Here is a 23,004-nt window from a genome sequence, read left to right on the forward strand (position 1 = left end):
GTCGTCGCGTCGCGCGCGATGCGACGGCCCTCGGTCTGACTCGCGGGCGCCTCTCATGCCTCCTCGCGCCGCGGTGCGGACAGGAGGGCCTGCCGGACGCTGAGGCGGCGAAGACTGTGCCTGAGTCGTTTCTGACTCCCACGGGGGCATCCGGGAGTAGATTTCAATGGACGGGCAGAGCGCTCGTGACGGGGAGGTCGTGGCGAATGTTCGCGGTGATCTTGTATGGCTTGTTCGGCCTGGGAGCCCTGGCCTTCGTGGGGGCGGTGGCTCTCGGCGTGGTCAACAAGGTACGGGGACGCGACAACGGGGAGTGGCAGGACGAGCCCCAGGGCGGCGACCCGCCGAATGTCCGTCCGGGCGTTGGATGGGGCAACGGGGGGTCCTGGCACTAGCCGCCCACGCGGGCCACAGGGCCGGGCATGCGACGACTCATGTCATTTGCAGGTGCGACCGTTGGTGGGCAGCGCCTTGGCGGCCGCGCCGAAAGCTGGCAGCAGCAGGGGTTCCGGCTTGTAGGCGTCCGGCACCAGCACCTGGATCGCAGGCTCCCGACCGAATGTCGTGAACTTCACGCCGTCGCTCAGCGGCTCGACGACCCAGTAGGCGCCGTCGACGTCGAGGCACTCCTTGTCCGTCGGACCCGGCGCCGGCCAGCCGCAGGTGGCGATGACGGCGGGATCACCCCACGCGCGCGCATCCGAAACCGCGCCGCCGTTCGCGCTGATGTCGCGGAGGGTCTGGGCGCCGACCTTCGCGGGCCAGTGCGCTGTCGCCGGCTCGCATGCCGCGGAGTGCGGGGGAGCGGTGACATCGACCGCATTGGAGCAGCCAGACAGCAGACCACCGGCCACCCCGAGGACGAGGAGGCCGGTGGTCGTGGTGCGCAGCCGGCGCGCAGCCGTGAGGCGGGCGCCAAGGCTCACGTCGAGAGTCGAACGCTCAGACGTGGACGACGGTGCAGGTCAGGGTGCGGGTGATCCCGGGCACGTCCTGGATCTTGGCGATGACGAGCTTGCCCAGCTCGTCGACGGTGTTGGCCTCGACGCGAGCGATCACGTCGTAGGGCCCGGTCACGTCCTCAGCAAGGACCACACCGGAAATTGCGGCTATGGCTTCGGCAACGGACGCCGCCTTGCCAACTTCGGTCTGGATCAGGATGTAGGCCTGGACCACCACGAGACACCTCACACTTTCTGTTTCCTATGGCACAGTCTGTTTCTAAGACAGAGCCTGTTCTAAGACCCGGGAGAACCGCATGGCCGGGGCGCACCTCGACCACGCCAGACGCTACCGTGCCCGTGTCCCGCCCGTCTCCCCCGGGCCGTCACGAGGAGGTCAAGTCATGGTCACGTCGCCGCGGACGCTGGCAGATGTGTCCGAGTCGGACCTGCTGCGGCGGATCTTCCCGTTCTTCGAGGGGAGTGCGTCTCTCGCCGTCGGACCCGGCGACGACGCCGCAGTCCTTCGCACTGGTCCGACCACCGTGGCGACCACCGACTCGATGATCCGCGGACGCGACTGGCTCGACGAGTGGTCCAGCCCGTCCGACGTCGCCACCAAGCTGCTCACCCAGAACCTCGCCGACGTCGCCGCGATGGGCGCCACCTCGACCGCAGTCCTGGTCTCGCTCGTTGCCGACCCCGCGACCTCGCTGGACTGGGTGGTCGAGTTCGCCCGCACCCTCGGCAAGCGTGCCAGCGACCTCGGCGTGGTCGTCGCTGGTGGCGACCTGTCCTCGGCGCCCGAGGGCGTCCTGATGGTGTCGGTCACCGCCCTGGGAGATCTCGAGGGCCGGGAACCTGTGCTGCGCAACGGAGCCCGCCCCGGTCACGCGGTCGCGGTCAACGGCACCCTGGGTCGGTCGGCCGCCGGTCTCGCCCTCCTCGAGGGTGGCGCCGACCCGCGGGAGGCCGCGAGCGGCATACGTGCGGCGTGTCTGGCCCACCACCTGCGCCCCAGCGCGCCTCTGCATGCGGGGAGGCAGGCAGCCGAAGCCGGAGCGAGCGCGATGATCGACCTCTCCGACGGGCTGCTTCGCGACGGCCATCGCATCGCAGAGGCCAGTGGAGTGCGCATCGCCCTCTCCCCGGCGGGGCTGCACGACGACCTCGCGGCGCTTCAGGAGGTCGTCGCCGAAGCGGCGTGGGAGTGCCTTCTCGCGGGCGGCGAGGAACACAGCCTGCTGGCAACCTTCGCCCGTGACGTCCCCGACGGCTGGCGCACCATCGGAGCCGTGGAGGCAGGGGACGGCGTCACCCTGGACGGTGTCGTGCAGCGGCCCCGCGGCTGGGACCACTTCAGTGCCCAGAACGGAAACGACTGAAGCCGACCCCCCAGTGGGAGATCGGCTTCGGTGCGTATGCCGGTCGGCAGGCTCAGCTGGTCAGGGAGCGCTTGACCTTGCCGGCCTTGAGGCACGAGGCGCAGACATTGAGACGCTTCGGGGTCACACCAGCGGCGCCCACGAACGCCTTGACGCGCTGGATGTTCGGGTTCCAGCGACGCTTGGTACGGCGGTGCGAGAACGAAATGTTGTGACCGAAGCCCGGTCCCTTGCCGCAGACGTCGCAGTTGGCAGCCACGGGTGTTCTCCTGAAATCGATTGGTACAAGAAATGGGGTGGTCCCCGGTGTCTCCTCGCGCGGGCACAGGCCAGCGACGCAGAGGTCCATGGGAACCGGTCAAGAGTAGCCGAGGTGTGGCGCAACGGCCAAAACGGGGCCGATGACGGCCGCTGCGGCTAGCCTGCCACCGTGCTCGAAGCCCTCAGTGCCGTGGACGCGAGGCGATGGGCTGTGCTCACCCGGGCCGCCTTCGCCGCGCGGCGGGCGGAGATCGACGCGCTCAACGTCTACCCGGTCCCCGACGGCGACACGGGCACCAACCTCTACCTGAGTCTCGACGCCGCCCTCGACTCGGTCCGCACCGAGCACGAGAAGGCCGGGATCCTCGGCGATGCCTCGCTCGCACAGGAGTGCACGGCGATGGCGCGGTCGCTGCTGCTCACGGCCCGAGGCAACTCGGGGGTGATCCTCAGCCAGCTCGTGCGCGGCTTCGCCGAGGCGATCGCCGAGAGCGGCAAGGACGTCGCCGACGCAGCGATCATCGCCGACGGGCTCGAGCGCGCCAGCCAGCGCGCCTACGCCAGCGTGACCAGGCCGGCCGAGGGGACCATCCTCACTGTCGCCCGCGCCGCCGCCGCTGCCGGAGCTGCTGCGGTCGAGCGGGGGCTGGCCGCCGTGGCGGAGGACGCACTGGACGCTGCGACCGAGGCCCTGAAGGCGACCACCTCCCAGCTGCCGGCTCTCGAGCGCGCGGGGGTCGTCGATGCGGGGGCCGCGGGCTACCTCCTGCTCCTCGAGGCTCTCGCCCGGGTGGTTCACCAGGACGACACCCACGTGGGGGAGCGGATGGAGGTCTTCGCCGACCACTCCATGCGCCGCCGCGAGGACTGGAGCCACGCCGGCGGCGTCGTCACGCCGACTGGCGCCACCGGTGGCTCGCCCACCGGTGAGGGCGACCTCGTTCTCGACGGGCCCGCATACGAGGTCATGTACCTGTTGCGGGACAGCGACGAGGAGCGGGTGGCGACCCTGCGCGACTCTCTCGACCGATTGGGCGACTCGCTGCTCGTCGTCGGTGGTCCCGATCTCTGGAACATCCACGTGCACGTCGACGATGTCGGTGCCGCGGTCGAGGCAGGGATCGACGCGGGTCGTCCCTACCGGGTGCGGGTGACCCACTTTGCAGGTCAGGGTGGTGGCGCTGTTCAGGGTGGTCGTGCTGACCAGGTGGCTCGAGTGCCGGCGGCCGGGGTGGCCGTGGTCGCCTGTGCCGCTGGACCGGGACTCGCTGAGCTGTTCGAGCAGGCGGGCGCGCACGTCGTGTCGAGTGGACCGGGCAAGCGCGCGTCCGCGGGTCAGCTGCTCGACGCGGCTCGCGCCGCGCACGCCCTCGAGGTGATCGTGCTGCCCAACGACGGCGACACCGTCATGGCGGCCGAGGCTGCCGCGAGTGCTGCCGAGCAGGAGGGCGTCACGCTGCACATCGTGCGCTCGCGGACCGCGGTCCAGGGTCTCGCGGCGCTCGCCGTGTTCGACGCCAGCGCCAGCGCGTCACGCAACGCCTCCCAGATGAGCCACGCCGCTGCGGCGACCCGTCACGGTGCGGTCGCCGTCGCGAGCAAGCAGGCACTGACCAGTGCCGGACCGTGCGAGCCGGGCGACGTCCTCGGAGCAGTGGCGGGAGACGTCGTCATCGTCGGGGACGACCTCGAAGCGGTCGCGATCGACGTCGTGGCCCGGCTGCTGAGCAGCGGCGGTGAGATCGTCACCGTGATCGGTGGCGCCGATGCACCTCCCGGGCTCACCGAGTCGTTGGGCGCCCGCATCGAGCGTGGGCACCGCGACGTCGAGGTCAGCCTCATCGACGGTGGCCAGCCGCACTACCCCCTGCTGCTCGGAGTCGAGTAGGCGTGGTCGGTGTGGTCACGCAGTCCACCAAGCTCTCGCAGATCGTCTCCACGGCCGCGCCCAAGCTGGCAAAGCACCGTGGCATCACGGTGGTGGGGGACCTCCTCGAGTTCTGGCCCCGTCGCTACCTCGAGCACACCGCCGACCTCGGCACGCTGCACGTCGGCATGTACGTCGTGGCGGTCGCCACCGTCAAGACCGCCGCCACTCGGTCGATGAAGAACCGCCGCGGCGAGATGCTCACCGTGACGATCACGGACGGTGCGCACGAGGTGGACCTCGTCTTCTTCAAAGCATGGGGGCACCGGGACGCCCTGGTCCCCGGCACCACTGCCTTGTTTGCCGGCACCGTCGGGATGTACCGCGGGCGCTGGCAGCTGGCGCACCCGGCATACCAGCTCATGCACGGCGGGCTGGGCGACGCTGCCACGGACCGCGGGCCGATCCCGGTCTACCTCCAGGTCAAGGGCATGCAGAACTGGGCCGTGGCCGAGTGCGTGCGCCTGACCCTCGACCAGCTCGACGACCTCCCTGACCCGATCCCTGCCGCCCTGCGGGGACGGCGTGGCCTGCCGGGGCGGCTGGCTGCGATGCGTGGCATCCATGTCCCGGACGAGATGCCGCAGGTCTACCTCGCGCGCCAGCGGATGCGCTACGAGGAGGCCCTGGTCCTGCAGACCCTGCTGGCACAGCGACGTGCGCAGATCGCCCTGCAGCACACCGCGATCGCCCGACCCCCCGGCAAGGGTGGGCTGCTCGACGCGTTCGACGCGCGGCTGCCGTTCGAGCTCACGGCCGGCCAGCGAGAGATCGGGAACACCCTGGCCAGCGAGATGTCCGGCGACACCCCGATGAACCGGCTGCTGCAGGGTGAGGTCGGCTCGGGCAAGACGGTCATCGCGCTGCGGGCGATGCTGGCGGCCGTCGATGCGGGTGGTCAGGCTGCACTTCTCGCCCCGACGGAAGTCCTTGCGGCACAACACCATCGCTCGATCACAGCGATGCTCGGCGAGCTCGCTGAGCGCGGCATGCTGGGGGGTAGCGAGATCGGCACCCAGGTCGCACTGCTGACCGGCAGCCAGTCGACGGCCGCGCGCAAGAGGTCGCTGCTCGACGTTGCCAGTGGCGACGCGGGCATCGTCATCGGCACGCATGCCCTGATCCAGGAGCACGTCCAGTTCTTCGATCTCGCGCTCGTGGTCGTCGACGAGCAGCACCGGTTCGGGGTCGAGCAGCGAGATGCCATGCGGGACAAGGCGAAACAGCCCCCGCACGTGCTCGTGATGACGGCCACGCCGATCCCCCGCACGGTGGCCATGACGGTGTTCGGCGACATGGAGACCTCGACATTGACCGAGCTGCCCCGAGGTCGCGCACCCATCACGACCCATGTCGTCCCCACCGACAACCCTCGCTGGGTCGAGCGCACCTGGGTGCGCATCGCCGAGGAGGTCCGCTCCGGTCGGCAGGCGTATGTCGTGTGCCCGCGGATCGTGGACACCGAGTCGCGTGGTGGCATCTCGGACGAGGAGGTCCCCGACACGCGACCGGCACCCGAGGACGGCGAGCCCGGTGACGGGGAGCGCGAGGAGGGGGAGCGCCAGGACGGCGAGTCGGGGGAGACGGCGGAGCCGCGGGTGTGGGCGAGTGTCCTCGCGGTGGTCGAGCAGCTGCGGTCCGACCCTGCGCTGCACGGCATCACCATCGACGTCCTGCACGGCCGGATGACACCGGAGGACAAGGACGCCGCGATGGCGCGATTCACCCGCGGCGAAACGGGAGTGCTCGTCTCGACCACGGTCATCGAGGTCGGGGTGGACGTGGCCAATGCCACGGTGATGGTCGTGATGGACGCAGACCGGTTCGGGGTCTCCCAGCTGCACCAGCTGCGGGGACGAGTGGGTCGCGGCGGTCATCCTGGGCTGTGTCTGCTCATGACGGGTGCCGAGGCCGACGGTGGAGCCCGCGAGCGACTGGAGGCGGTGGCCGGCACGACCGACGGATTTGCCCTGGCCCAGCTCGACCTCGAGCTGCGCGGCACCGGAGACGTTCTCAGCGGACGCCAGAGTGGGGGTGGTCGGTCCACCCGCGGGATGGGCCGAGGCAGCTTCCGGTTCCTGTCCCTGGTCCGCGACGAGGAGCTCATCCTGCAGGCCCGAGAGGACGCAGCCGCTCTCGTGGCGGCGGATCCCGACCTCAACGCCCACCCCGAGCTCGGCGCGGCCGTCGCCGAACGGCTCGACGCCGAGCAGGCGGCGTTCCTCGAGCGCAGCTGAGCGATGACAGTGGTCTGCCTGCGGTTGGCCGAAAATGCAGCGGCGGCGACCCGCCCCTGCGCCCTAGTCTCGAGTCGTGCTGCTCTCCCATGACGACTCCGGTTCCGGCGACGCCGTCCTGCTCCTGCACGCCGGCGTGGCCGACCGCCGCATGTGGGACCCGCTCGTCCCGGCGCTCAGCCACACGTTCCGCGTGATCCGGCCGGACCTGCGCGGGTTCGGCGACTCCCCCCAGCCGGGGGAGGAGTACGCCGACGCCGACGACCTCGACGCCCTGCTCGACTCGCTCGGGGTGGGCAGCGCGGCGGTCGTCGGGTCCTCCTACGGCGGACGAGTCGCCATGGAGCTCGCGACCGCCCATCCCGCTCGGGTGTCATCCCTCGTGCTGCTGTGCTCCGCCTACCGCGGGCTGGAGCCCTCAGCGGAGGACGCGCCCGTCCTGGACGCCTACGGCCAGGAGGAGGAGCGCCTGTTGGAAGCAGGTGACCTCGACGGAGCCGTCGAGCTCACCGCGGACACGTGGGTGCGGCCCGAGGCCGGCCAGGACGTGCGCGAGCTCGTCGCGACGATGCAGCGCCGTGCCTACGAGGTCCAGCTGGCGGCCGACGAGCAGGACCCGCCGCCCTCGATGCGACGCATCGACGTGGACCCGACGGCGCTCTCGGTGGACACCCTCGTCGTGTCCGGCGCGCACGACCTGGGCCACTTCCGCACCATCGCTGCCCACCTTGGCGACCAGATCCCGGGAGCCGAGCTGGTCGAGCTCGACTGGGCTGGCCACCTGCCATCGATGGAGCGGCCGGACGCCGTCCTCGCCCTCCTCCTCGACGTGCTGCGCGACGACCCGACGGTGCACGCGCCCTGATCCCGCGGTGGCGACGTCTGCTCGCCCAGGGTCTGTGCACAGACGCTGGGCAGACTGCGCACTGATGCGGTCTCTGCGCGGCATGACCATCTGCTGTGCACAGACGTGCGCTACCTTGCCGCCGTGACTCGGATCATCAGTGGGCGCGCCGGCGGCATGCGGCTGGCCACCCCGGCCGGCTCCGGCACCCGACCGACGAGCGACCGGGTCCGGGAGGCCCTCTTCTCGCGCCTCGAGCACCTCGAGGTCCTCCTCGGTGCCCGAGTGCTGGACCTGTATGCCGGCTCGGGTGCCCTCGGTCTCGAAGCCGCCAGCCGGGGCGCGGTGAGCGTGCTGCTCGTGGAGTCGGACAAGGGCGCCGCGAAGGTGGCGCAGCAGAACGCGGGGGCACTCGGCATACCCGGGATCACGGTGCGGCACACCACCGTTCAGAAGGCGCTGGCCGCAGCGCCGGCGCAGCCGCAGACCTTGGTGTTCCTCGACCCACCCTACGAGCTGAGCGAGGAGGCGCTGGCCGCAGACCTCGCGGCCCTCGCAGACCAGCAGTGGCTCGACCGCGAGGCGCTCGTGGTCGTCGAGCGGTCCTCGCGATCACCCGAACCGGCCTGGCCCGAGGCGCTCGAGCTGGAGGGGGAGCGCCGCTACGGCGAGACGAAGATCTGGTTCGCCGGTCCTCGGGTCCCCGACGTCGTCGCGTGACCTGCGGGAGAAGCCGGTGCAGACCCGGCGGAGACTCGTCCGGACACGACACAGCCCGACCGCACTGCGGTCGGGCTGTGTCGTTGGTGCGGGTCGGTCAGACCGCTGGCGAGGAGGGCAGCAGGTTGAACTGCACGCCCCCGGTCTCGTCCACCGCGGCGTCGAGGACCTGGTCGCCCAGGGCGGCGACGGCGGTCTCGTCGAGGTAGACCTTGGCGCCGTCCTGCTCGACGACGGCGTCGCCGGGCAGCGCCTGCTCGGCGGTGGTCACCGTCAGGCCGCCGGACTCGACGCCTTCCTGGCTGAAGCGCAGGCCGGCGTCCTCGGTGGTGAGGTTCTGGTCCACGATGGTCTTCACGATCGTGCTGGCGTTCTCGGTCAGGGTGAGCATGTGGCTCTCCTTCGTTGCCGATGTGTCAGGCGATTGAGGTCAGGACCCCTCCACCGTGTCGCACCCGGTGTGCCGACTCCAAACCGGGCGTCCGATGGGTGGGACGAGGTCTCACGACGACCCCCGAGGTGTGGCATCACCGCAGGTGGGAGAGGGTATGGGCATGACGGACTACGAGATTCCCCGACCGACCAGTGGCGACGTCGTCGACCTGATCCTCGACGACCACCGGCTTTTCGAAGCCCTCCTGCGCGACCTGCGTGACGCCACGGCCGACCGCGAGGCGGCGCGGGCTGCGCTGGCGGCAGTCCTCATCGCCCACGGTGAGGCGGAGGAGTCGAAGGTCTACACGAACCTCAAGCGCAAGGACGCCATCACCGCCCACGAGGCCGAGCACGGCGAGGAGGAGCACGCCGAGGGCAACGAGGCGCTGCTGGCCCTCCTGGAGTGCAAGGGCACCGACACCCAGACGTTCGACGACGCAGTCGAGGACCTCGCCACCGCGCTGAACCACCACATCGGCGAGGAGGAGCAGACCATCCTCAACCCGGCTCGCACCGACGTGTCAGAGGACGTGCGCCAGGACCTCGGCGTGAAGTGGGCGACCGAGCGCAACCGCCTCCTGGAGGCTGGCGCCGGGTCGATCTCCAACGTCCGCGAGATCGTCGCGAAGGCCCACAAGGACGGGCTGCTGCCGGCCGACGACGAGGACGAGGAGAAGTAGCAAGCAGACGAGCCGTGCCCCCGGCAGCGGCCCGGGCCCTGCCGGAAGCCGGCCGGGGGTGGCCCCGCTGCTAGCGTGCCCGTGTGACGAGCGCAGCGACGAGACGGTGTGTGTGCCCCGGCTCCTACGACCCCGTGACGCTCGGCCACGCCGACGTGATCCGGCGGGCCGCGGCGCTCTATGACGAGGTCGTCGTGGCCGTCCTGCACAACCCGGCCAAGCAGGGCACCTTCAGCGCCGACGAGCGCCGCGACCTCATCCTCGACGGGTGCGCCGACCTCGACAACGTCCGGGTCGAGCTGTTCGCCGACAAGCTGCTCGTCGACGTGGGCCGTGAGGTCGAGGCGGCGGCCATCGTCAAGGGACTGAGGGGCAGCACCGACTTCGCCTATGAGCTGCCCATGGCCCTGATGAACCGGCACCTCACCGGCATCGAGACCGTCTTCCTGCCTGGCGACCCGAGCCTCGAACACATCTCCAGCTCGCTGGTCAAGGAGGTCGCGCGCTACGGCGGTGACGTCTCGGGGCTGGTCAGCGACCGCGTGCGGGACGCGCTCCTGGAACGCCTGCGGGAGCACTGACCTGACCTCGAAATCCCCACGGCCGGAACGCTTTCGGCCCGACATCGAGGGGCTGCGAGCCATCGCCGTCCTGCTCGTGATGACCTACCACGCGGGCGTTCCGCTGCAGAACGGCTTCCTTGGGGTCGACGTCTTCTTCGTCATCTCCGGCTTCCTCATCACCAGCATCCTCGTCCGCGAGCTCCTCACCACCGGCACGATCAGCTGGGCCCGCTTCGTCGGACGCCGGATCCGCCGCCTGCTCCCTGCCGCGATCCTCGTCCTCGTCGTCACCGCCCTCGTGGCCTGGTTCGCCGTCCCCGGCCTGCGCCGCCGGGAGATCGGCACCGACATCGCAGGCGCAGCCCTCTACGTCGTCAACTGGGTCTTCTCGCACCGCGCCGTCGACTACCTCGCCTCGGACAGCATCCCCTCGCCGGTGCAGCACTTCTGGTCGCTGGCGGTCGAGGAGCAGTTCTACGTCATCTGGCCGCTGGCCCTGATCGCGCTCGCGCTCGTCCTGCGCCGGCTGGGTCGGCGTCCCAGCGTGCCCGCGGTGGGCGCGCTGCTGGCCGCCATCGCCGTTCCGTCCTTCGGGTATGCCGTGTGGCTGGGAGCCGTCGACCCGGCGCGGGCCTACTTCGTCACCACCACCCGCGCGTGGGAGCTGGGCGTCGGCGCGGCGCTCGCCGTCTGGTGCGCGGGCAGGGAGGCGCCGACGCGGCATACCCACGCAGGCTCCGGCTCCGATGGTGGCGCACGCGAAGGCGTCGCCAGAGCAGCCGGTAGTCCCGCAGTCGCCGCCGTGATCGGCTGGGTAGGGCTGGTCTCGGTCATCGGCGCTGCCTGCTGGCTGCCGTCAGGCGCGGTCACGCCGGGGGCGTGGACGCTGCTCCCGACCGTCGGCGCCGCCGCCGTCCTCTATGCCGGCTGGACCGGCACTCCCCATGGCCCGGTCCGGGTCCTCGGCACCGCGCCGATGGTCTGGATCGGCGGGCTGTCCTACTCGCTCTACCTCTGGCACTGGCCGGCCCTCATCCTCAGTGAGTGGGCGTTCGACGGGCTCAGCCAAGCCCAGCAGGCGCTCGTCGTCGCGCTCGCGGTGGTGCCCGCCTGGCTGAGCCACCGGTTCCTCGAGAGCCCGATCCACCACAGCAAGGCCCTGGCCGCCCGCACCCGGCCCGTCCTGGCGATGGGGCTCGCGCTCTCGGCCGTCGGCGCCCTGGCTGCGCTGCCGCTGACCCACGCGGCGTCGCCGTTCCGAACCACGCCCCTGGCCGGCGCTCGCCCCGCCCTCGAAACCCTCGGCGCGGCGACCCTCACCTCACCGCCCAGCACCGACCCCGCGGCCTATGCCATCGACGACTGGGAGTGGCTGACGCCGGATCCGCAGCTCTCCGGCAAGGACCGGCCCAAGGCCGATGTCGACCGGTGCCAGGTCGACCGGGTGGTCGAGGAGCCGGTCGCCTGCGAGTTCGGTGTGGCCGGGGGAGCGACCACCGTCGCCCTCGTCGGTGACTCCAAGGCGATGCAGTGGCTGCCCGCGCTCGAACGGCTGGCGCCCGCACGTGGCTGGCGCATCGTGACCTACGGCAAGTCCGCCTGCACGTTCGCCGCGGGCCACGCCCAGAACGCGGGCAAGGCCTACCCGGCGTGCGACGAGTGGAACCGCCGCGTCGTGGACCGGCTGCGCGCCGACCCCCCCGACCTCCTGCTGACCTCCGGGTATGCCGGGTCCGCCTGGGACGGCGCCCGCGCCACCCGTGGCGCGTTGGTGGCCGGTCTGTCCGACCGGTGGACTCAGCTGCGGGACGCCGGTGTGCCGGTCGTGGTCCTCGGGGACAGCCCGCTGTCGCCCAACGACCTTGACGTCTGCACGGCCCGACACCCGCACCAGCTGAGCCGCTGCGCCTTCGACCGGGACCCAGCGGTCGCGGGGAGCGGGCTGCCCGCCCAACGCGAGGCGACCACAGCGTCGGGCACGCCGCTGGTCGACCTCACGGCCTGGATCTGCCCGGTCCCGAGGTGCCCCGTCGCCATCGGGAACGTCGCCATCCACCGCCCTGGCGACCACCTCACCGCGACCTATGTCCGCACCCTGGCGCCGGTCCTGGGAGCGGCACTGGACCGCGGGCTACCCTCGGCTGCTGCCCGCTGAGGACGGTCGCACGCGCCCGGGCGACGACGCGGCATACCCGCGCATTTGGGGGAGTGACCTGTGCTCCGGTAATCTCGTGCGTCGGTCTTGTCCTCGCCCGAGGTGCAGTCCGAGTCACTCGACGTCTGCTGGAGCCATGGAACACCTGAACCCCCGATCGCCGCTGGTCTTCGACACCACGGACCTCGGTCGGCGACCCGGTTCCATGGAACGCCTGCAGCGCACGATCGAGGCACCTGCCAACTTCGGCACGGACGTCATCGCGGTCCCGCAGGGGTCCACGATGGAGCTGGAACTCCGGCTCGAGTCCGTCGTCGAGGGTGTGCTGGTCACCGGCTCGGTCCGTGCCACGGCAACCGGCGCCTGCGTGCGGTGCCTGGACCCCGTCAGCCGCGAGGTTGACGGGAACTTCCAGGAGCTGTTCGCCTACGCCGATCGCGCAGCCCACCACCGTGAGGTGGGAGCGGACGACGACGAGGCCGAGGAGCACACCCTCGTGGGAGACCTGTTCGACCTCGAACCCGTGCTCCTCGACACGGTGGTGCCTGCACTGCCGTTCAAGCCCGTGTGCCGGGACGACTGTCCGGGACTGTGCTCCGAGTGTGGAGCGCGCCTGGCGGACGACCCGGACCACCACCACGAAGTGCTCGACCCACGGTGGGCTGCGCTGAGCGCGCTGTCTCCCGAAACCACAGACCTCCTGGGCAGCGCCCAGGGCACCACCCACAGCAACACCGAAGAGAAGAGGAACTGACGTGGCTGTCCCGAAGCGGAAGACGTCGCGCTCCAACACCCGTTCGCGTCGTGCGAACTGGAAGGCGACGGCGACCACGCTCACCACGTGCCCGCAGTGCAAGGCTGCCATGCAGCCCCACATCGCCTGCCCGTCCTGCGGCTACTACAAGGGTCGTCACTACACGCCGGCCGAGCGCACCGAGCACCAGGGCTGAGTCAGTCTGAACCGCGCGTGAGTCCCACTCCGTCCCCCACCTCGTCAGGCACGGGGGACAGCGCGATGCAGCGGCCCGTCGACGGGTTTGTCCAGCACCTCACCGAGGTGGTGGGCAAACCCGTCGACGAGTCGCTGCTTTCGCGTGCCCTCACGCACCGCTCGTACGCGTACGAGAACGGTGGCCTGCCCAACAACGAGCGCCTTGAGTTCCTCGGCGACTCGGTGCTCGGGCTCGTGGTCACCGACACGTTGTATGCCGCGCACCCGGACCTTCCCGAGGGCCAGCTCGCGAAGCTGCGTGCTGCCGTGGTGAACATGCGTGCGCTGGCCGACGTGGCCCGCACGCTGGGGCTGGGTGACCACGTGATGCTGGGCCGTGGCGAGGAGAGCACCGGTGGTCGCGACAAGGCCTCGATCCTCGCCGACACGATGGAGGCCGTCATCGGGACGGTCTACCTGTCCTGCGGGATGGGCGCCGCCGCGAACCTCGTGCACCATCTGCTCGACCCGCTGATGGCGGCGAGTGCGACGTTGGGCGCCGGCCTGGACTGGAAGACCAGCCTCCAGGAACTGTCCGCGTCCACCGTCCAGGGCGTTCCCGAGTACCGCGTCGAGGAAGAAGGCCCCGACCACGAGAAGACCTTCCACGCGCAGGCTGTCGTGGGCAACGAGGTCCTCGGCACCGGCACCGGCCGGTCCAAGAAGGAAGCCGAGCAGCGCGCTGCCGAGCTCGCCTGGCGGGCGCTCGACTCACGGGCTGCCGAGCTGGCCAACCCCGGTTCGACCGGCGCCGGCGCAGACTCCGTCGCCGTTGGGTCCGCTGGGCCCGCTGCCGCTGACGCGCTGGCCGACGAGGACGCCGTGGCGGGCTCGCCCTCCTAGGCGAGCGCCCGGCATACCCACGTCTTTGACGCCCGAGCCGCAGGGGTGTCGGCCACGCATGCTTGAGTTGGCCCATGCCTGAGCTGCCCGAGGTCGAGGTGGTCCGCCGCGGCCTGGCCGACCACGTCGTGGGGCGCACCATCGAGCGCGCCGAGTTCCGTGGCGCCCGTGTCGCGCGGCGGCACCTGCCCGGACCGCTCGACCTGGCCGCTCGCCTCGAGGGCAACCACATCCAGGAGGCGAGGCGGCGGGGCAAGTACCTCTGGCTCGTGCTGCGCGCGCCTGACGGCCACCAGCAGGGGCTGATCGCGCACCTGGGTATGAGCGGCCAGCTGCTCGTGGAGCCGTCGGAAGCGCCCGAGGAGAAGCACCTGCACGCTCGGTTCACCTTTGCCGACGGCGACCCGGAGCTGCGGTTCGTGGACCAGCGGACGTTCGGTGGGATGGCGCTCGCCGAGCTCACGCCCGAGGGCGTGCCCGAACCGGTGGCCCACATCGCCCCTGACCCGCTGGAGGCGGCCTACGACCAGGCGGCCGTCGTCCGGCGGATGAAGACCCGCGACTCGGCCGTGAAGCGGGCGCTGCTCGACCAGTCCCTCGTCTCGGGGGTCGGCAACATCTACGCCGACGAGGCCCTGTGGCGCGCGCAGGTGCACGGCGAACGGCTCTGCTCGTCGCTGACCAAGCCCGCGCTGAGGCGGGTGCTCGACCATGCCCGCGAGGTGATGCTGGCGGCGCTGGGGGAGGGTGGGACGAGCTTCGACGCGTTGTACGTGAACGTGAACGGGGCGTCCGGCTACTTCGACCGGTCGCTGCACGCGTACGGCCAGGAGGGCCGGCCGTGCGACCGCTGCGGCACGTTGATCCGGCGCGAGGCGTTCATGAACCGGTCGTCCTTCTCGTGCCCGCACTGTCAGCCGCGTCCCCGGCTGCGGCACGGCTGACACCGACCACCAGGCGCTGACAGCGACCCGGATCACGGGGCGCTGACAGGACCGGGCTTCCGGCGGTACAACTGAACCGAGAGGTGGTGCAGATGGATCACAACGGTCCGGCCCGCGCGGTCATCTGGGTGCACGGTCGGGTGCAGGGCGTCGGTTTCCGCTGGTGGACCCGCGCGCGGGCGCTCGAGCTGGGCCTCGTCGGCCACGCCCGCAATGCCGGCGACGGCCGCGTCGAGGTCGTGGCGCAGGGGGACGAGGAACGCATCCGTGCTCTCGTCGCCCTCATCGAGGAACGCCCGTCGCAGCACCTGCGCCCGGGCGACGTCCACACCTGCGTGACGACGTGGGGTTCGCCGCGAGACGGGCTTGCCGGCTTCGTCGAGAAGTGACATTTCGGTCGCTTTCGATCGCAGGTCAGTCCACGTGACCGGAGGTGAACTCATCGGTCTGCCATTGACCGGCCGGGGTCCGGGTGTCAGTCTGAGAGATGCCCGGTTCGGGCACACCCGCAGCACGCGATCCCCCCGACGTCTGCGGAGAAGGAGTCGACATGGCCAAGGCCCTGGTGGGCTATCGCGTGGCGTCTGACCCGCGACTGATGCTCGAGACCGTCGAACTGCGCCGCCGCGTGCGTGACCTCGAGTACCTCGTCGAACGGTTGCAGCGTGACAACGACCAGCTACGCGAAGATCTGAGACAGCCCGCCACCGTGGCAGCGGGCATGCCTACGATTGCCGGGTGAGTTCGCCCGCACAGACACCCAGTTCCGCACCAGGTTCAGGGCCACGCATTCCATCGGGTTCAGGACCCCGTTCGACACCCGACGATCTCGTGCGCCTGCGCGCCAGCATCGACAACGTCGACGCGGCCCTGATCCACCTGCTCGCCGAGCGGTTCAAGTGCACCCAGCAGGTGGGCGAGCTCAAGGCCCGCGAGGGTATGCCGCCCGCTGACCCCGCGCGCGAAGAGTCCCAGATCGCGCGGTTGCGCGACCTCGCCGACCAGGCCGGGCTGGACCCGACGTTCGCCGAGAAGTTCCTCAACTTCGTGATCGCCGAGGTCATCCACCACCACGAAGCCATCGCCGGCTCCTGACCGCGCGGCATACCTCTGGCGTCACTCCTGTCTCACGGTGCACAGGCAACGCAGGACGGTGGAAGGTGCGGGGAGCGCGCCGGTCCCGCGGGTACAGTGGCCGCGATCAGACCCCGCCAGCAACTCACCAGGAGCCGAGCCGCTCGTGTACGTCAAGAGCCTGACCCTGAAGGGCTTCAAGTCCTTCGCCTCGGCGACCACGATGCGCCTCGAACCCGGCATCACCTGCATCGTCGGGCCCAACGGCTCCGGCAAGTCCAACGTCGTCGACGCGCTCGCGTGGGTGATGGGGGAGCAGGGCGCCAAGAGCCTGCGCGGCGGCAAGATGGAGGACGTCATCTTCGCCGGCACCGCCGGTCGGGCACCGCTGGGCCGCGCCGAGGTGGCACTCACGATCGACAACACCGACGGCGCGCTGCCGATCGACTACACCGAGGTCACCATCGCCCGGACGATGTTCCGTAACGGTGGCTCGGAGTACGCCATCAACGGCACCTCCTGCCGACTGCTCGACGTCCAGGAGCTGCTGTCCGACTCCGGCATCGGCCGCGAGATGCACGTCATCGTCGGCCAGGGCCAGCTCGACGCCGTGCTGCGCGCCACTCCCGAGGAGCGCCGCGGCTTCATCGAGGAGGCCGCCGGCGTCCTCAAGCACCGCAAGCGCAAGGAGAAGGCGCTCCGCAAGCTCGAGTCGATGGACGCCAACCTCACCCGCGTCAACGACCTCACCGGCGAGATCCGCCGCCAGCTCGGTCCGTTGGGCCGCCAGGCCGAGGCCGCCCGCAAGGCCGCCGTCGTCCAGGCCGACGCCCGCGACGCCCGGCTGCGGCTGCTTGCCGACGACCTCGTCCAGCTCACCTCGACCCTCGAGCAGGAGGTCGCCGACGAGTCCGCGCTGATCGCCAAGCGCACCGAGGTCGAGGACGGCCTGACCACCCTGCGCAGCCGCCTCGCCACCCTGGAAGAGCAGGCGCAGGACGCCGCTCCCGAGCTGGCCAAGGCTCAGGAGCGCTGGTTCGCCCTCCAGCAGCTGCGCGACAAGCTCACCTCCACCGAGTCGCTGGCCGCCGAACGCGTCCGCCTGCTCTCCCAGGACAGCCAGGACGAGCAGACCTCGGGCCGAGACCCCGAGGAGCTCCGCGCCCAGGCCGTCGAGGCGCGCAAGCAGGAGGAAGCCCTGCTCGCCGAGGTGGGCGAGGCCAAGACCGAGCTCGAAGCCGCCACCGCAGCGCGTGCGGCCGCAGAGCAGGCGTATGCCGCGGAGCAGCAGCGCCTCCAGCGGCTCGTCCGCGCAGCCGCTGACCGTCGCGAGGGGCTGGCCAAGCTGGCCGGCCAGGTCGGCGCCCGCAGGAGCCGTCTCGAGGCCGGTGAGGCCGAGATCGGTCGACTCCGTGGGGTCATCGAGCAGTCCTTGCAGCGCGCCGCCGCCGCGGAGCAGGAGTTCCAGACGCTCGAAGCCTCCGTCGCCGTCGACGAGGAGGGTGAGGAAGGGCTGGACTCGGCCTACGAGAAGGCCGCCGCCATCCTCGAGCAGGTCGAGGCCGAGGTCGAGAAGCACCGCGAGGCCGAGCGCCTCGCCGAGCGCGACCGCACCAGCGGCACCGCCCGGCTCGAAGCTCTCGAGCTCAGCCTGTCCCGCAAGGACGGCGCCGCCACGCTCCTCGCTGCCGCAGACTCCAAGCACGGCATCGTCGGGTCGGTCGCGTCGCTGCTCCAGGTCAAGGGCGGGCACGAGGCCGCCATCGCCGCCGCTCTCGGCTGGGCGGGTGACGCCCTGGCCGTCGAGTCGGTCGAGCACGCCGCCCGCGCCCTCACCACGCTGCGCGCCGACGACGCCGGTCGGGCTGCGTTCCTCGTCGGGCAGACCGCGTCGTCGAGCGACCCGTCGACCTGGCCACGGCTCGAGGGCTCGGCTGTCTGGGCCCGCGAAGTCGTCGAGGCGCCTGCCACGGTCCGTCCTGCCGTCGAGCAGCTGCTCGAACGGGTCGCCCTCGTCTCCGACCCCGCTCTGGCTGCTGCGCTCGTAGCGAGTGGTGAGGGCATCACCGCGGTGACCACCGACGGCGACGTGTTCGCCCCCGGCTTCGTCCGCGGCGGCAGCAGCCACGCGCCGAGCCTCATCGAGATCCAGTCGGCCGTTGACGAGACGCGCGACCGCGTCGCCGACGCGACCCGCCGCGGCGAGCAGGCACGGTTCGCCCTGACCGCCGCGCAGGAGCGGCACCGGGTCGCCAGCGACGACGTCGAGCACGCCCTCGAGCGGCTGCACGACTCCGACGCCAAGATGGCCGCCGTTGCCGAGCGACTCGGTCACCTCGGCGCCACCGTCCGGTCCGCCAAGGCCGAGGCGGAGCGCACCGAACGCTCGATCGCCGATGCGACGGCCGCCCTCGAGACCGACCGCGTCGAGCTCGCCGGAATGACCGAACGCCTCGACGAGGCCAGCGCCGAACCGACCGAGTCGCAGGACCCCGGCACCGACGAGCGCGACCGCCTCGAGCTCGAGGCCAGCCGTGGTCGCACGGCCGAGACCGAGCTCCGGCTCACGCTGCGCACCAAGGAGGAACGGGCTCGCGCCCTCAAGGGCCGCGCGGACTCCCTCGAAGGCGCTGCCCGCAACGAGCTGGCCGCCCGCCAGCGACTGGCCGCCCGCCAGGAACGCCGCAAGCGCGAGGCCACGGTGGCCGAGGCGGTGCGACGCGGCGCGGCATACGCGAGCACGCTCATCGCCACCACCCTCGACACCGCAGCCCGCAAGCGCACCAGTGCGGAGCAGGAGCGCACCGAGCGCGACCAGGCCCTCACCGTGGTGCGCCGCGACGTCGCCGCCCTCCAGGACGACCTGCGCGAGCTCACCGACACGGTGCACCGCGACGAGGTGGCCCGCACCCAGCAGGTGCTGCGGATCGAGGCCCTGCAGGCCAAGGCCGTCGAGGAGCTCGGCATCTCGCCGGAGGCGCTGATGGAGGACTTCGGTCCGCACCAGCTCGTGCCGTTCGTCGTCGGGCCGGACGACAACCCCGACGAGATCCCCGAGCCCGGACCCTACGTCCGCGAGACGCAGGAGAAGCGGCTGCGCAAGGCCGAGCGTGCGCTGAGTGCTCTCGGTCGGGTCAACCCGCTGGCGCTGGAGGAGTTCGCTGCGCTGGAGGAGCGGCACAAGTTCCTCACCGAGCAGCTCGAGGACCTCAAGAAGTCCAAGCGCGACCTGCTCGACATCGTCCGCGAGGTCGACGAGCGCGTCGAGCGGGTCTTCACCGAGGCCTTCCACGACACCGCTGCCCAGTTCGAGGGCGTCTTCAGCCGGCTGTTCCCCGGCGGCGAGGGCAAGCTGACCCTCACCGATCCGAGCAACATGCTGACCACCGGCATCGAGGTCGAAGCTCGCCCCCCGGGCAAGAAGATCAAGCGGCTGTCGCTGCTGTCCGGTGGCGAGCGGTCACTGGTCGCGGTCGCGCTGCTCGTGTCGATCTTCAAGGCGCGCCCCAGCCCGTTCTACATCATGGACGAGGTGGAGGCGGCGCTCGACGACGCCAACCTCGGTCGCCTGATCACCCTCTTCGAGGAGCTGCGCGACTCCAGCCAGCTCATCGTCATCACCCACCAGAAGCGCACCATGGAGGTCGCCGACGCGCTCTACGGTGTGTCGATGCGTGGTGACGGTGTGACCACTGTGGTCTCACAGCGGATTCGCGACGTGGCGGCGCAGAGCGCCTGACCGCGCTGTCGTCGCCGGCCGCTGTCCGACGACCATGCAGGTCAGCGGGTATGCCGCCGTCCCCGCTGCCGGGCGTCGACGCGCCCGGGCGCGGCGGGTCGATTTGAGCATTCCCGCCGCGAGAGGCACCCTTGAAGCATGGTCCCCCTCATCATCGGCATGCTCATCTGCGTCGGACTGGCGGTTGCCGTGGTCGCCGTGGTGGCAATTCCGGCGCGCCGCGAGGGTCGAGAGCTGCTGACGCCGCAGGGCGAGGAGCTCATCGCCGTCGTCAAGGAGAAGACCGAGTCGACGTTGGAGAAGACCGGTGAGGCCATCACCTCCGCCAAGGACGCGGTGACCGACAAGGTCAGCGACACCGTGTCGAGCGCGGCACCCCGCGAGACCGTCGAGGAGTCCGGGCGCCACCGCGCCGGCTGATACTTCTCCGGCTGCCACCGCGCTGGCTGGCACCCGGCCACTCCCGCTGCCGCGCGCGGCATATCGTCGAGCGTTGCCTGCCGGACTGCAGGGGCCGACCGTCAGCGCGATCGATCGGCTGCGTCGCTGACTGCCGTGTCGACCCGCACGACCCGGTCGACAGAGGTGAGCTCGATGACGGCCCTGATGGGCGACCCGTCGGGGACCACGAGGCGCAGTTCCTGTCGGCTGGTCCCCAATCTGTCAGCCAGCCGGAACACCATCGCCACACCCGAGCTGTCGAGGTAGGTCGTCGCGCTCAGGTCCAGGACCACGTGCGTGGTGTCCTTCGACACCCGTCCGAGGATGAGGTCGAGCACATCGTGCGCGTTGGCGAGATCGACCTCTCCCTCCACCCGAACCACCCTGGTGCCGTCGACACCGGCCAGGTCCTCGCCGCGCACGTGGGCGTGGGGGTTCACGACGCGTCCTCTTGGCCCACGGTGCGTCGCAGGGTGACCACCGTGCCACTCGGCCGGCGGTCGATCTCGACGGCGTCGACGAGGGCCTCCATCAGCGAGATCCCCCACCCGCCACCTCGTTCCGCGGGACGTCGCCACCGGCCCCTGTCACTGACCGTCACGACGACCACGTCGCCATCCAGTCGAGCCGCGACAGCCAGCTCCCCATGGCCGTCATAAGCGTGCTGGACGACGTTCGCACTCGCCTCGCCGCACGCGACCAGGATCTCGTTCTCGTCGCTCGATGCGACTCCTGTGTCGCGGAGCCATCGTCGCAACGTCCGCCGCACGTGGGCGAGCTCATGAGGCTCGGCATCCACGAGCAGCTCGAGGGGACCCGCGAAACGGGGTGAGGTTCGAATGGCGACCAGCGCGATGTCGTCTGCGTTCCTCGTCTCCCCGAGCAGTGCCGACAGCAGGTGGTCGCACAGTGGCTCGAGGTCGTAGTCGGAGTGGTCGGCTGCCTCGAGGGCCAGCCGGTCGAGCCCCTCCTGGATGGAGACACCCCGGCGCTCGACCAGACCGTCGGTGTAGAGCAGCAGGGTCGCGCCGGGAGGGAGGTCCAGACTGGCCTCTGCATAGTGGTCGTCCGCGGTCACGCCCACCGGAGGTGCAAGGCCGTCGACCAGGAACCAGCTCGTGCCGTCGGCCATGACCAGCGCCGGTGGGTGTCCGGCGTTGGCGAAGCGCACCTCCCTGGTGTCGGGGTCGAACACGAGGTAGATCAGGGTGGCCATGTCGGGCATCGCGAGCTGGGTCACGAGCTGGTGGACGCCACGCAACACCTCGACGGGTGAGGGGTCGTGCAGTGCGTACGCGCGCAGCGCCATCCGCAGCTGGCCCATCGTCGCTGCCGCCTGGAGCCCGTGGCCGGTCACATCGCCGATGGCCAGCCCGATGAGCCCGCCCGGGAGCTGCACCACGTCGTACCAGTCGCCACCCACGTGCACGTCAGCCGTCGCCGGTACGTAGCGCGCCGCCAGGTCGACACCGGGGATGTCGGGAAGGCGGTCCGGAAGGAGGCTGCGCTGGAGGGTCTCGGCGATCTGGTGCTCGCGGGTGGCGCGCAGCTCCTCGCGGCTGAGCTGTTCCTGCGCCACCGAACGGTCGTGGATCTCCTGGAGGAGTCGCGCGTTCGCCGTGGAGAGGGCAGCCGTGCGCTGCTCGACTCGCGCCTCGAGCTCGGCGGCGGCCGCCTCGAGCGCGCGGGACGCCGCGACCCGCTCCGTCACGAGGGCCGACAGGAAGAACGACGCGAGAGCCACCCCTGAGTTGAACGCTTGGAGGATGGCCATCTGCTCGAACAACGAGTGCCCCTCGAAGGGTCCGCGGTCGTGCGTCGCCGCCCAGGTCGCGACCAGGGAGGCGACCAGGGCGGCCGGGGCGGCACCACGCAGCTGCAGCCGCCAGGCCGCCCATCCGAGCACCACCAGTACGAGGAAGAGCAGCGGCAGGTCATGGAGTGTCACCCAGACCGAGACGACCGCGAGCGCGGTCAGGATCAGCACGGCCTCTGCCGCGCGGGCCGGCGACCAGCGTCCGAGCTCGGCAAACAGTGGCAGGCACAGCAGGAACGGCGCCACGGCGAGGACCCCCATGGCGTCCCCGGTCCACCAGACGGCCCACGCCGGCATGACCCGGTCCGAGGTGATGGCTCCGGAGAGAACGAGGGCCGCCGTCCCGATGGTCGCGCTGACCAGCATGCTTCCCAGGGCGGCGAGGAACACCAGGGCGAGGGCATCACGACCGCGGTCCAGCTGGCGTCGGAAGCCCACGCGGCCCAAGAGCGTCGCCGCCAGCAGCGGAGCGAGCGTGTTGCCGACCGCGGTCAGCACCGCCGGCGCGAGACCCTCGGTCAGAGGAAGGTTGACCGCCAGCGCAGCCACGGTCACGGCCGGCCACGTGCGGCGACCCAAGAGCAGGAAGGCAGCAAGAGCGATCCCGGTCGGCGGCCACAACGGGGTGATGTTCTGTTCGACCAGGGACAGGCTCAGTCCGACCCTCGCCCCCACGTAGTAGGCCACGGCGACGAGGACCAGACCTGCCGGGCCTCGCCAGCGGGGGTCGAGGAGCCGAGCTGGGCGCCGGTCGGCCGCGAACGGAGCGCGCCGACCTGACGCAGCGGACGCCTGGTCGATCACCGCAGAGTCGCCTGGAACAGGCATCGGTGAGCTGGTCCGACCAGCAGTGACCGCTTCGTGGCCGGTCATCGGCACCGCACGGCGGGCTGCACACCACGGAGCATGGGACAAGAGCGTAGAGGCCGACCTGCGTCACCGTCATGGTTTGACGGTGAGGAGACGCCCGGCGAATCCCGGAGGGCGGTGGGGGAGCGCCAGCCGGCA

The 23,004-nt window shown here is 71.0% G+C and carries 23 protein-coding genes; 17 read left to right on the forward strand and 6 right to left on the reverse strand.

The features are described from left to right. Nucleotides 1-437: 437 nt before the first annotated feature. Together EAH86_RS13180 and EAH86_RS13185 are read right to left on the reverse strand one after the other, a co-directional pair. Nucleotides 438-926, reverse strand: a complete 489-nt coding sequence (locus EAH86_RS13180; protein ID WP_241668352.1) for a DUF3515 family protein — start codon at nt 924-926, stop codon at nt 438-440. A gap of 16 nt (nt 927-942) precedes the next feature. Further along, nucleotides 943-1,176 carry an Lrp/AsnC ligand binding domain-containing protein gene (locus EAH86_RS13185; protein WP_140741828.1) on the reverse strand — a complete coding sequence of 78 codons (234 nt, stop codon included), beginning with the start codon at nt 1,174-1,176 and terminating at the stop codon, nt 943-945. A gap of 169 nt (nt 1,177-1,345) precedes the next feature. On the opposite strand from EAH86_RS13185, the gene thiL reads away from it, so the two are divergent. Then, a complete protein-coding gene (thiL, locus tag EAH86_RS13190; protein ID WP_140741469.1) occupies nt 1,346-2,326 on the forward strand; it encodes a thiamine-phosphate kinase in 981 nt (326 codons plus the stop codon). A gap of 52 nt (nt 2,327-2,378) precedes the next feature. Here thiL and rpmB read toward each other — a convergent pair whose 3' ends face one another. After that, nucleotides 2,379-2,585, reverse strand: a complete 207-nt coding sequence (gene rpmB, locus EAH86_RS13195) for a 50S ribosomal protein L28 (RefSeq protein ID WP_140741471.1) — start codon at nt 2,583-2,585, stop codon at nt 2,379-2,381. Between the two features lie 171 nt (nt 2,586-2,756). On the opposite strand from rpmB, the gene EAH86_RS13200 reads away from it, so the two are divergent. The 4 genes from EAH86_RS13200 (at nt 2,757) to rsmD (ending at nt 8,315) form a co-directional block, all read left to right on the forward strand. Further along, a complete protein-coding gene (locus tag EAH86_RS13200) occupies nt 2,757-4,475 on the forward strand; it encodes a DAK2 domain-containing protein (RefSeq protein WP_140741473.1) in 1,719 nt (572 codons plus the stop codon). Nucleotides 4,476-4,486: 11 nt separating this feature from the next. Further along, nucleotides 4,487-6,751, forward strand: coding sequence for an ATP-dependent DNA helicase RecG (locus tag EAH86_RS13205; protein WP_140741475.1), 2,265 nt, complete (start codon nt 4,487-4,489; stop codon nt 6,749-6,751). Nucleotides 6,752-6,827: 76 nt separating this feature from the next. Next, nucleotides 6,828-7,616, forward strand: a complete 789-nt coding sequence (locus EAH86_RS13210; RefSeq protein ID WP_140741477.1) for an alpha/beta fold hydrolase — start codon at nt 6,828-6,830, stop codon at nt 7,614-7,616. 123 nt (nt 7,617-7,739) lie between these two features. Beyond that, nucleotides 7,740-8,315 (forward strand): 16S rRNA (guanine(966)-N(2))-methyltransferase RsmD, encoded by a 576-nt coding sequence (rsmD, locus tag EAH86_RS13215; RefSeq protein ID WP_140741479.1) that lies wholly within the window; start codon nt 7,740-7,742, stop codon nt 8,313-8,315. Nucleotides 8,316-8,412: 97 nt separating this feature from the next. On the opposite strand, the gene EAH86_RS13220 is transcribed toward rsmD, so the two are convergent. Beyond that, on the reverse strand, nt 8,413-8,706 hold the full coding sequence (locus EAH86_RS13220; RefSeq protein ID WP_140741481.1) for a Fe-S cluster assembly protein HesB: 294 nt from the start codon (nt 8,704-8,706) through the stop codon (nt 8,413-8,415). Nucleotides 8,707-8,869: 163 nt separating this feature from the next. Between EAH86_RS13220 and EAH86_RS13225 the strand changes: the two genes are divergently transcribed. From EAH86_RS13225 to EAH86_RS13280, 12 genes are all read left to right on the forward strand, one after another. Next, a complete protein-coding gene (locus EAH86_RS13225; protein WP_140741483.1) occupies nt 8,870-9,430 on the forward strand; it encodes a hemerythrin domain-containing protein in 561 nt (186 codons plus the stop codon). Between the two features lie 83 nt (nt 9,431-9,513). Next, nucleotides 9,514-10,011 (forward strand): pantetheine-phosphate adenylyltransferase, encoded by a 498-nt coding sequence (gene coaD, locus EAH86_RS13230; RefSeq protein ID WP_140741485.1) that lies wholly within the window; start codon nt 9,514-9,516, stop codon nt 10,009-10,011. Further along, a complete protein-coding gene (locus EAH86_RS13235) occupies nt 9,944-12,148 on the forward strand; it encodes an acyltransferase family protein (protein WP_277752338.1) in 2,205 nt (734 codons plus the stop codon). The genes coaD and EAH86_RS13235 overlap by 68 nt, the downstream gene beginning before the upstream one ends. A 136-nt stretch (nt 12,149-12,284) precedes the next feature. Next, nucleotides 12,285-12,902: a YceD family protein gene (locus tag EAH86_RS13240; RefSeq protein ID WP_140741489.1), complete on the forward strand. Its 618-nt coding sequence runs from the start codon at nt 12,285-12,287 to the stop codon at nt 12,900-12,902. A gap of 1 nt (nt 12,903) precedes the next feature. Continuing rightward, the gene (gene rpmF / locus EAH86_RS13245) at nt 12,904-13,098 is read left to right on the forward strand and encodes a 50S ribosomal protein L32 (RefSeq protein WP_140741491.1); all 195 of its coding nucleotides are present in this window, start codon (nt 12,904-12,906) and stop codon (nt 13,096-13,098) included. Between the two features lie 65 nt (nt 13,099-13,163). Continuing rightward, nucleotides 13,164-13,982 (forward strand): ribonuclease III, encoded by an 819-nt coding sequence (rnc, locus tag EAH86_RS13250; RefSeq protein WP_140741830.1) that lies wholly within the window; start codon nt 13,164-13,166, stop codon nt 13,980-13,982. A gap of 74 nt (nt 13,983-14,056) precedes the next feature. Further along, on the forward strand, nt 14,057-14,926 hold the full coding sequence (gene mutM / locus EAH86_RS13255) for a bifunctional DNA-formamidopyrimidine glycosylase/DNA-(apurinic or apyrimidinic site) lyase (RefSeq protein WP_140741493.1): 870 nt from the start codon (nt 14,057-14,059) through the stop codon (nt 14,924-14,926). Between the two features lie 92 nt (nt 14,927-15,018). After that, nucleotides 15,019-15,315, forward strand: a complete 297-nt coding sequence (locus EAH86_RS13260; RefSeq protein ID WP_140741495.1) for an acylphosphatase — start codon at nt 15,019-15,021, stop codon at nt 15,313-15,315. A gap of 161 nt (nt 15,316-15,476) precedes the next feature. Next, nucleotides 15,477-15,668: a hypothetical protein gene (locus tag EAH86_RS13265; RefSeq protein WP_140741497.1), complete on the forward strand. Its 192-nt coding sequence runs from the start codon at nt 15,477-15,479 to the stop codon at nt 15,666-15,668. A 47-nt stretch (nt 15,669-15,715) separates the two neighbouring features. Further along, nucleotides 15,716-16,021 carry a chorismate mutase gene (locus EAH86_RS13270; protein ID WP_140741832.1) on the forward strand — a complete coding sequence of 102 codons (306 nt, stop codon included), beginning with the start codon at nt 15,716-15,718 and terminating at the stop codon, nt 16,019-16,021. 145 nt (nt 16,022-16,166) lie between these two features. Continuing rightward, nucleotides 16,167-19,739: a chromosome segregation protein SMC gene (gene smc / locus EAH86_RS13275; RefSeq protein WP_140741499.1), complete on the forward strand. Its 3,573-nt coding sequence runs from the start codon at nt 16,167-16,169 to the stop codon at nt 19,737-19,739. Nucleotides 19,740-19,877: 138 nt separating this feature from the next. Beyond that, entirely contained in the window at nt 19,878-20,159 is a 282-nt protein-coding gene (locus EAH86_RS13280) for a hypothetical protein (RefSeq protein WP_140741501.1), read from the forward strand. 101 nt (nt 20,160-20,260) lie between these two features. On the opposite strand, the gene EAH86_RS13285 is transcribed toward EAH86_RS13280, so the two are convergent. Next, entirely contained in the window at nt 20,261-20,620 is a 360-nt protein-coding gene (locus EAH86_RS13285; protein WP_161988649.1) for an STAS domain-containing protein, read from the reverse strand. Further along, nucleotides 20,617-22,824: a SpoIIE family protein phosphatase gene (locus tag EAH86_RS13290; RefSeq protein WP_140741505.1), complete on the reverse strand. Its 2,208-nt coding sequence runs from the start codon at nt 22,822-22,824 to the stop codon at nt 20,617-20,619. The genes EAH86_RS13285 and EAH86_RS13290 overlap by 4 nt, the downstream gene beginning before the upstream one ends. Between the last annotated feature and the right edge of the window lie 180 nt (nt 22,825-23,004).

It is taken from the genome of Pedococcus bigeumensis (genome assembly GCF_006438965.1).
GTDB classification, from domain to species: Bacteria; Actinomycetota; Actinomycetes; order Actinomycetales; family Dermatophilaceae; genus Pedococcus; species Pedococcus bigeumensis_A.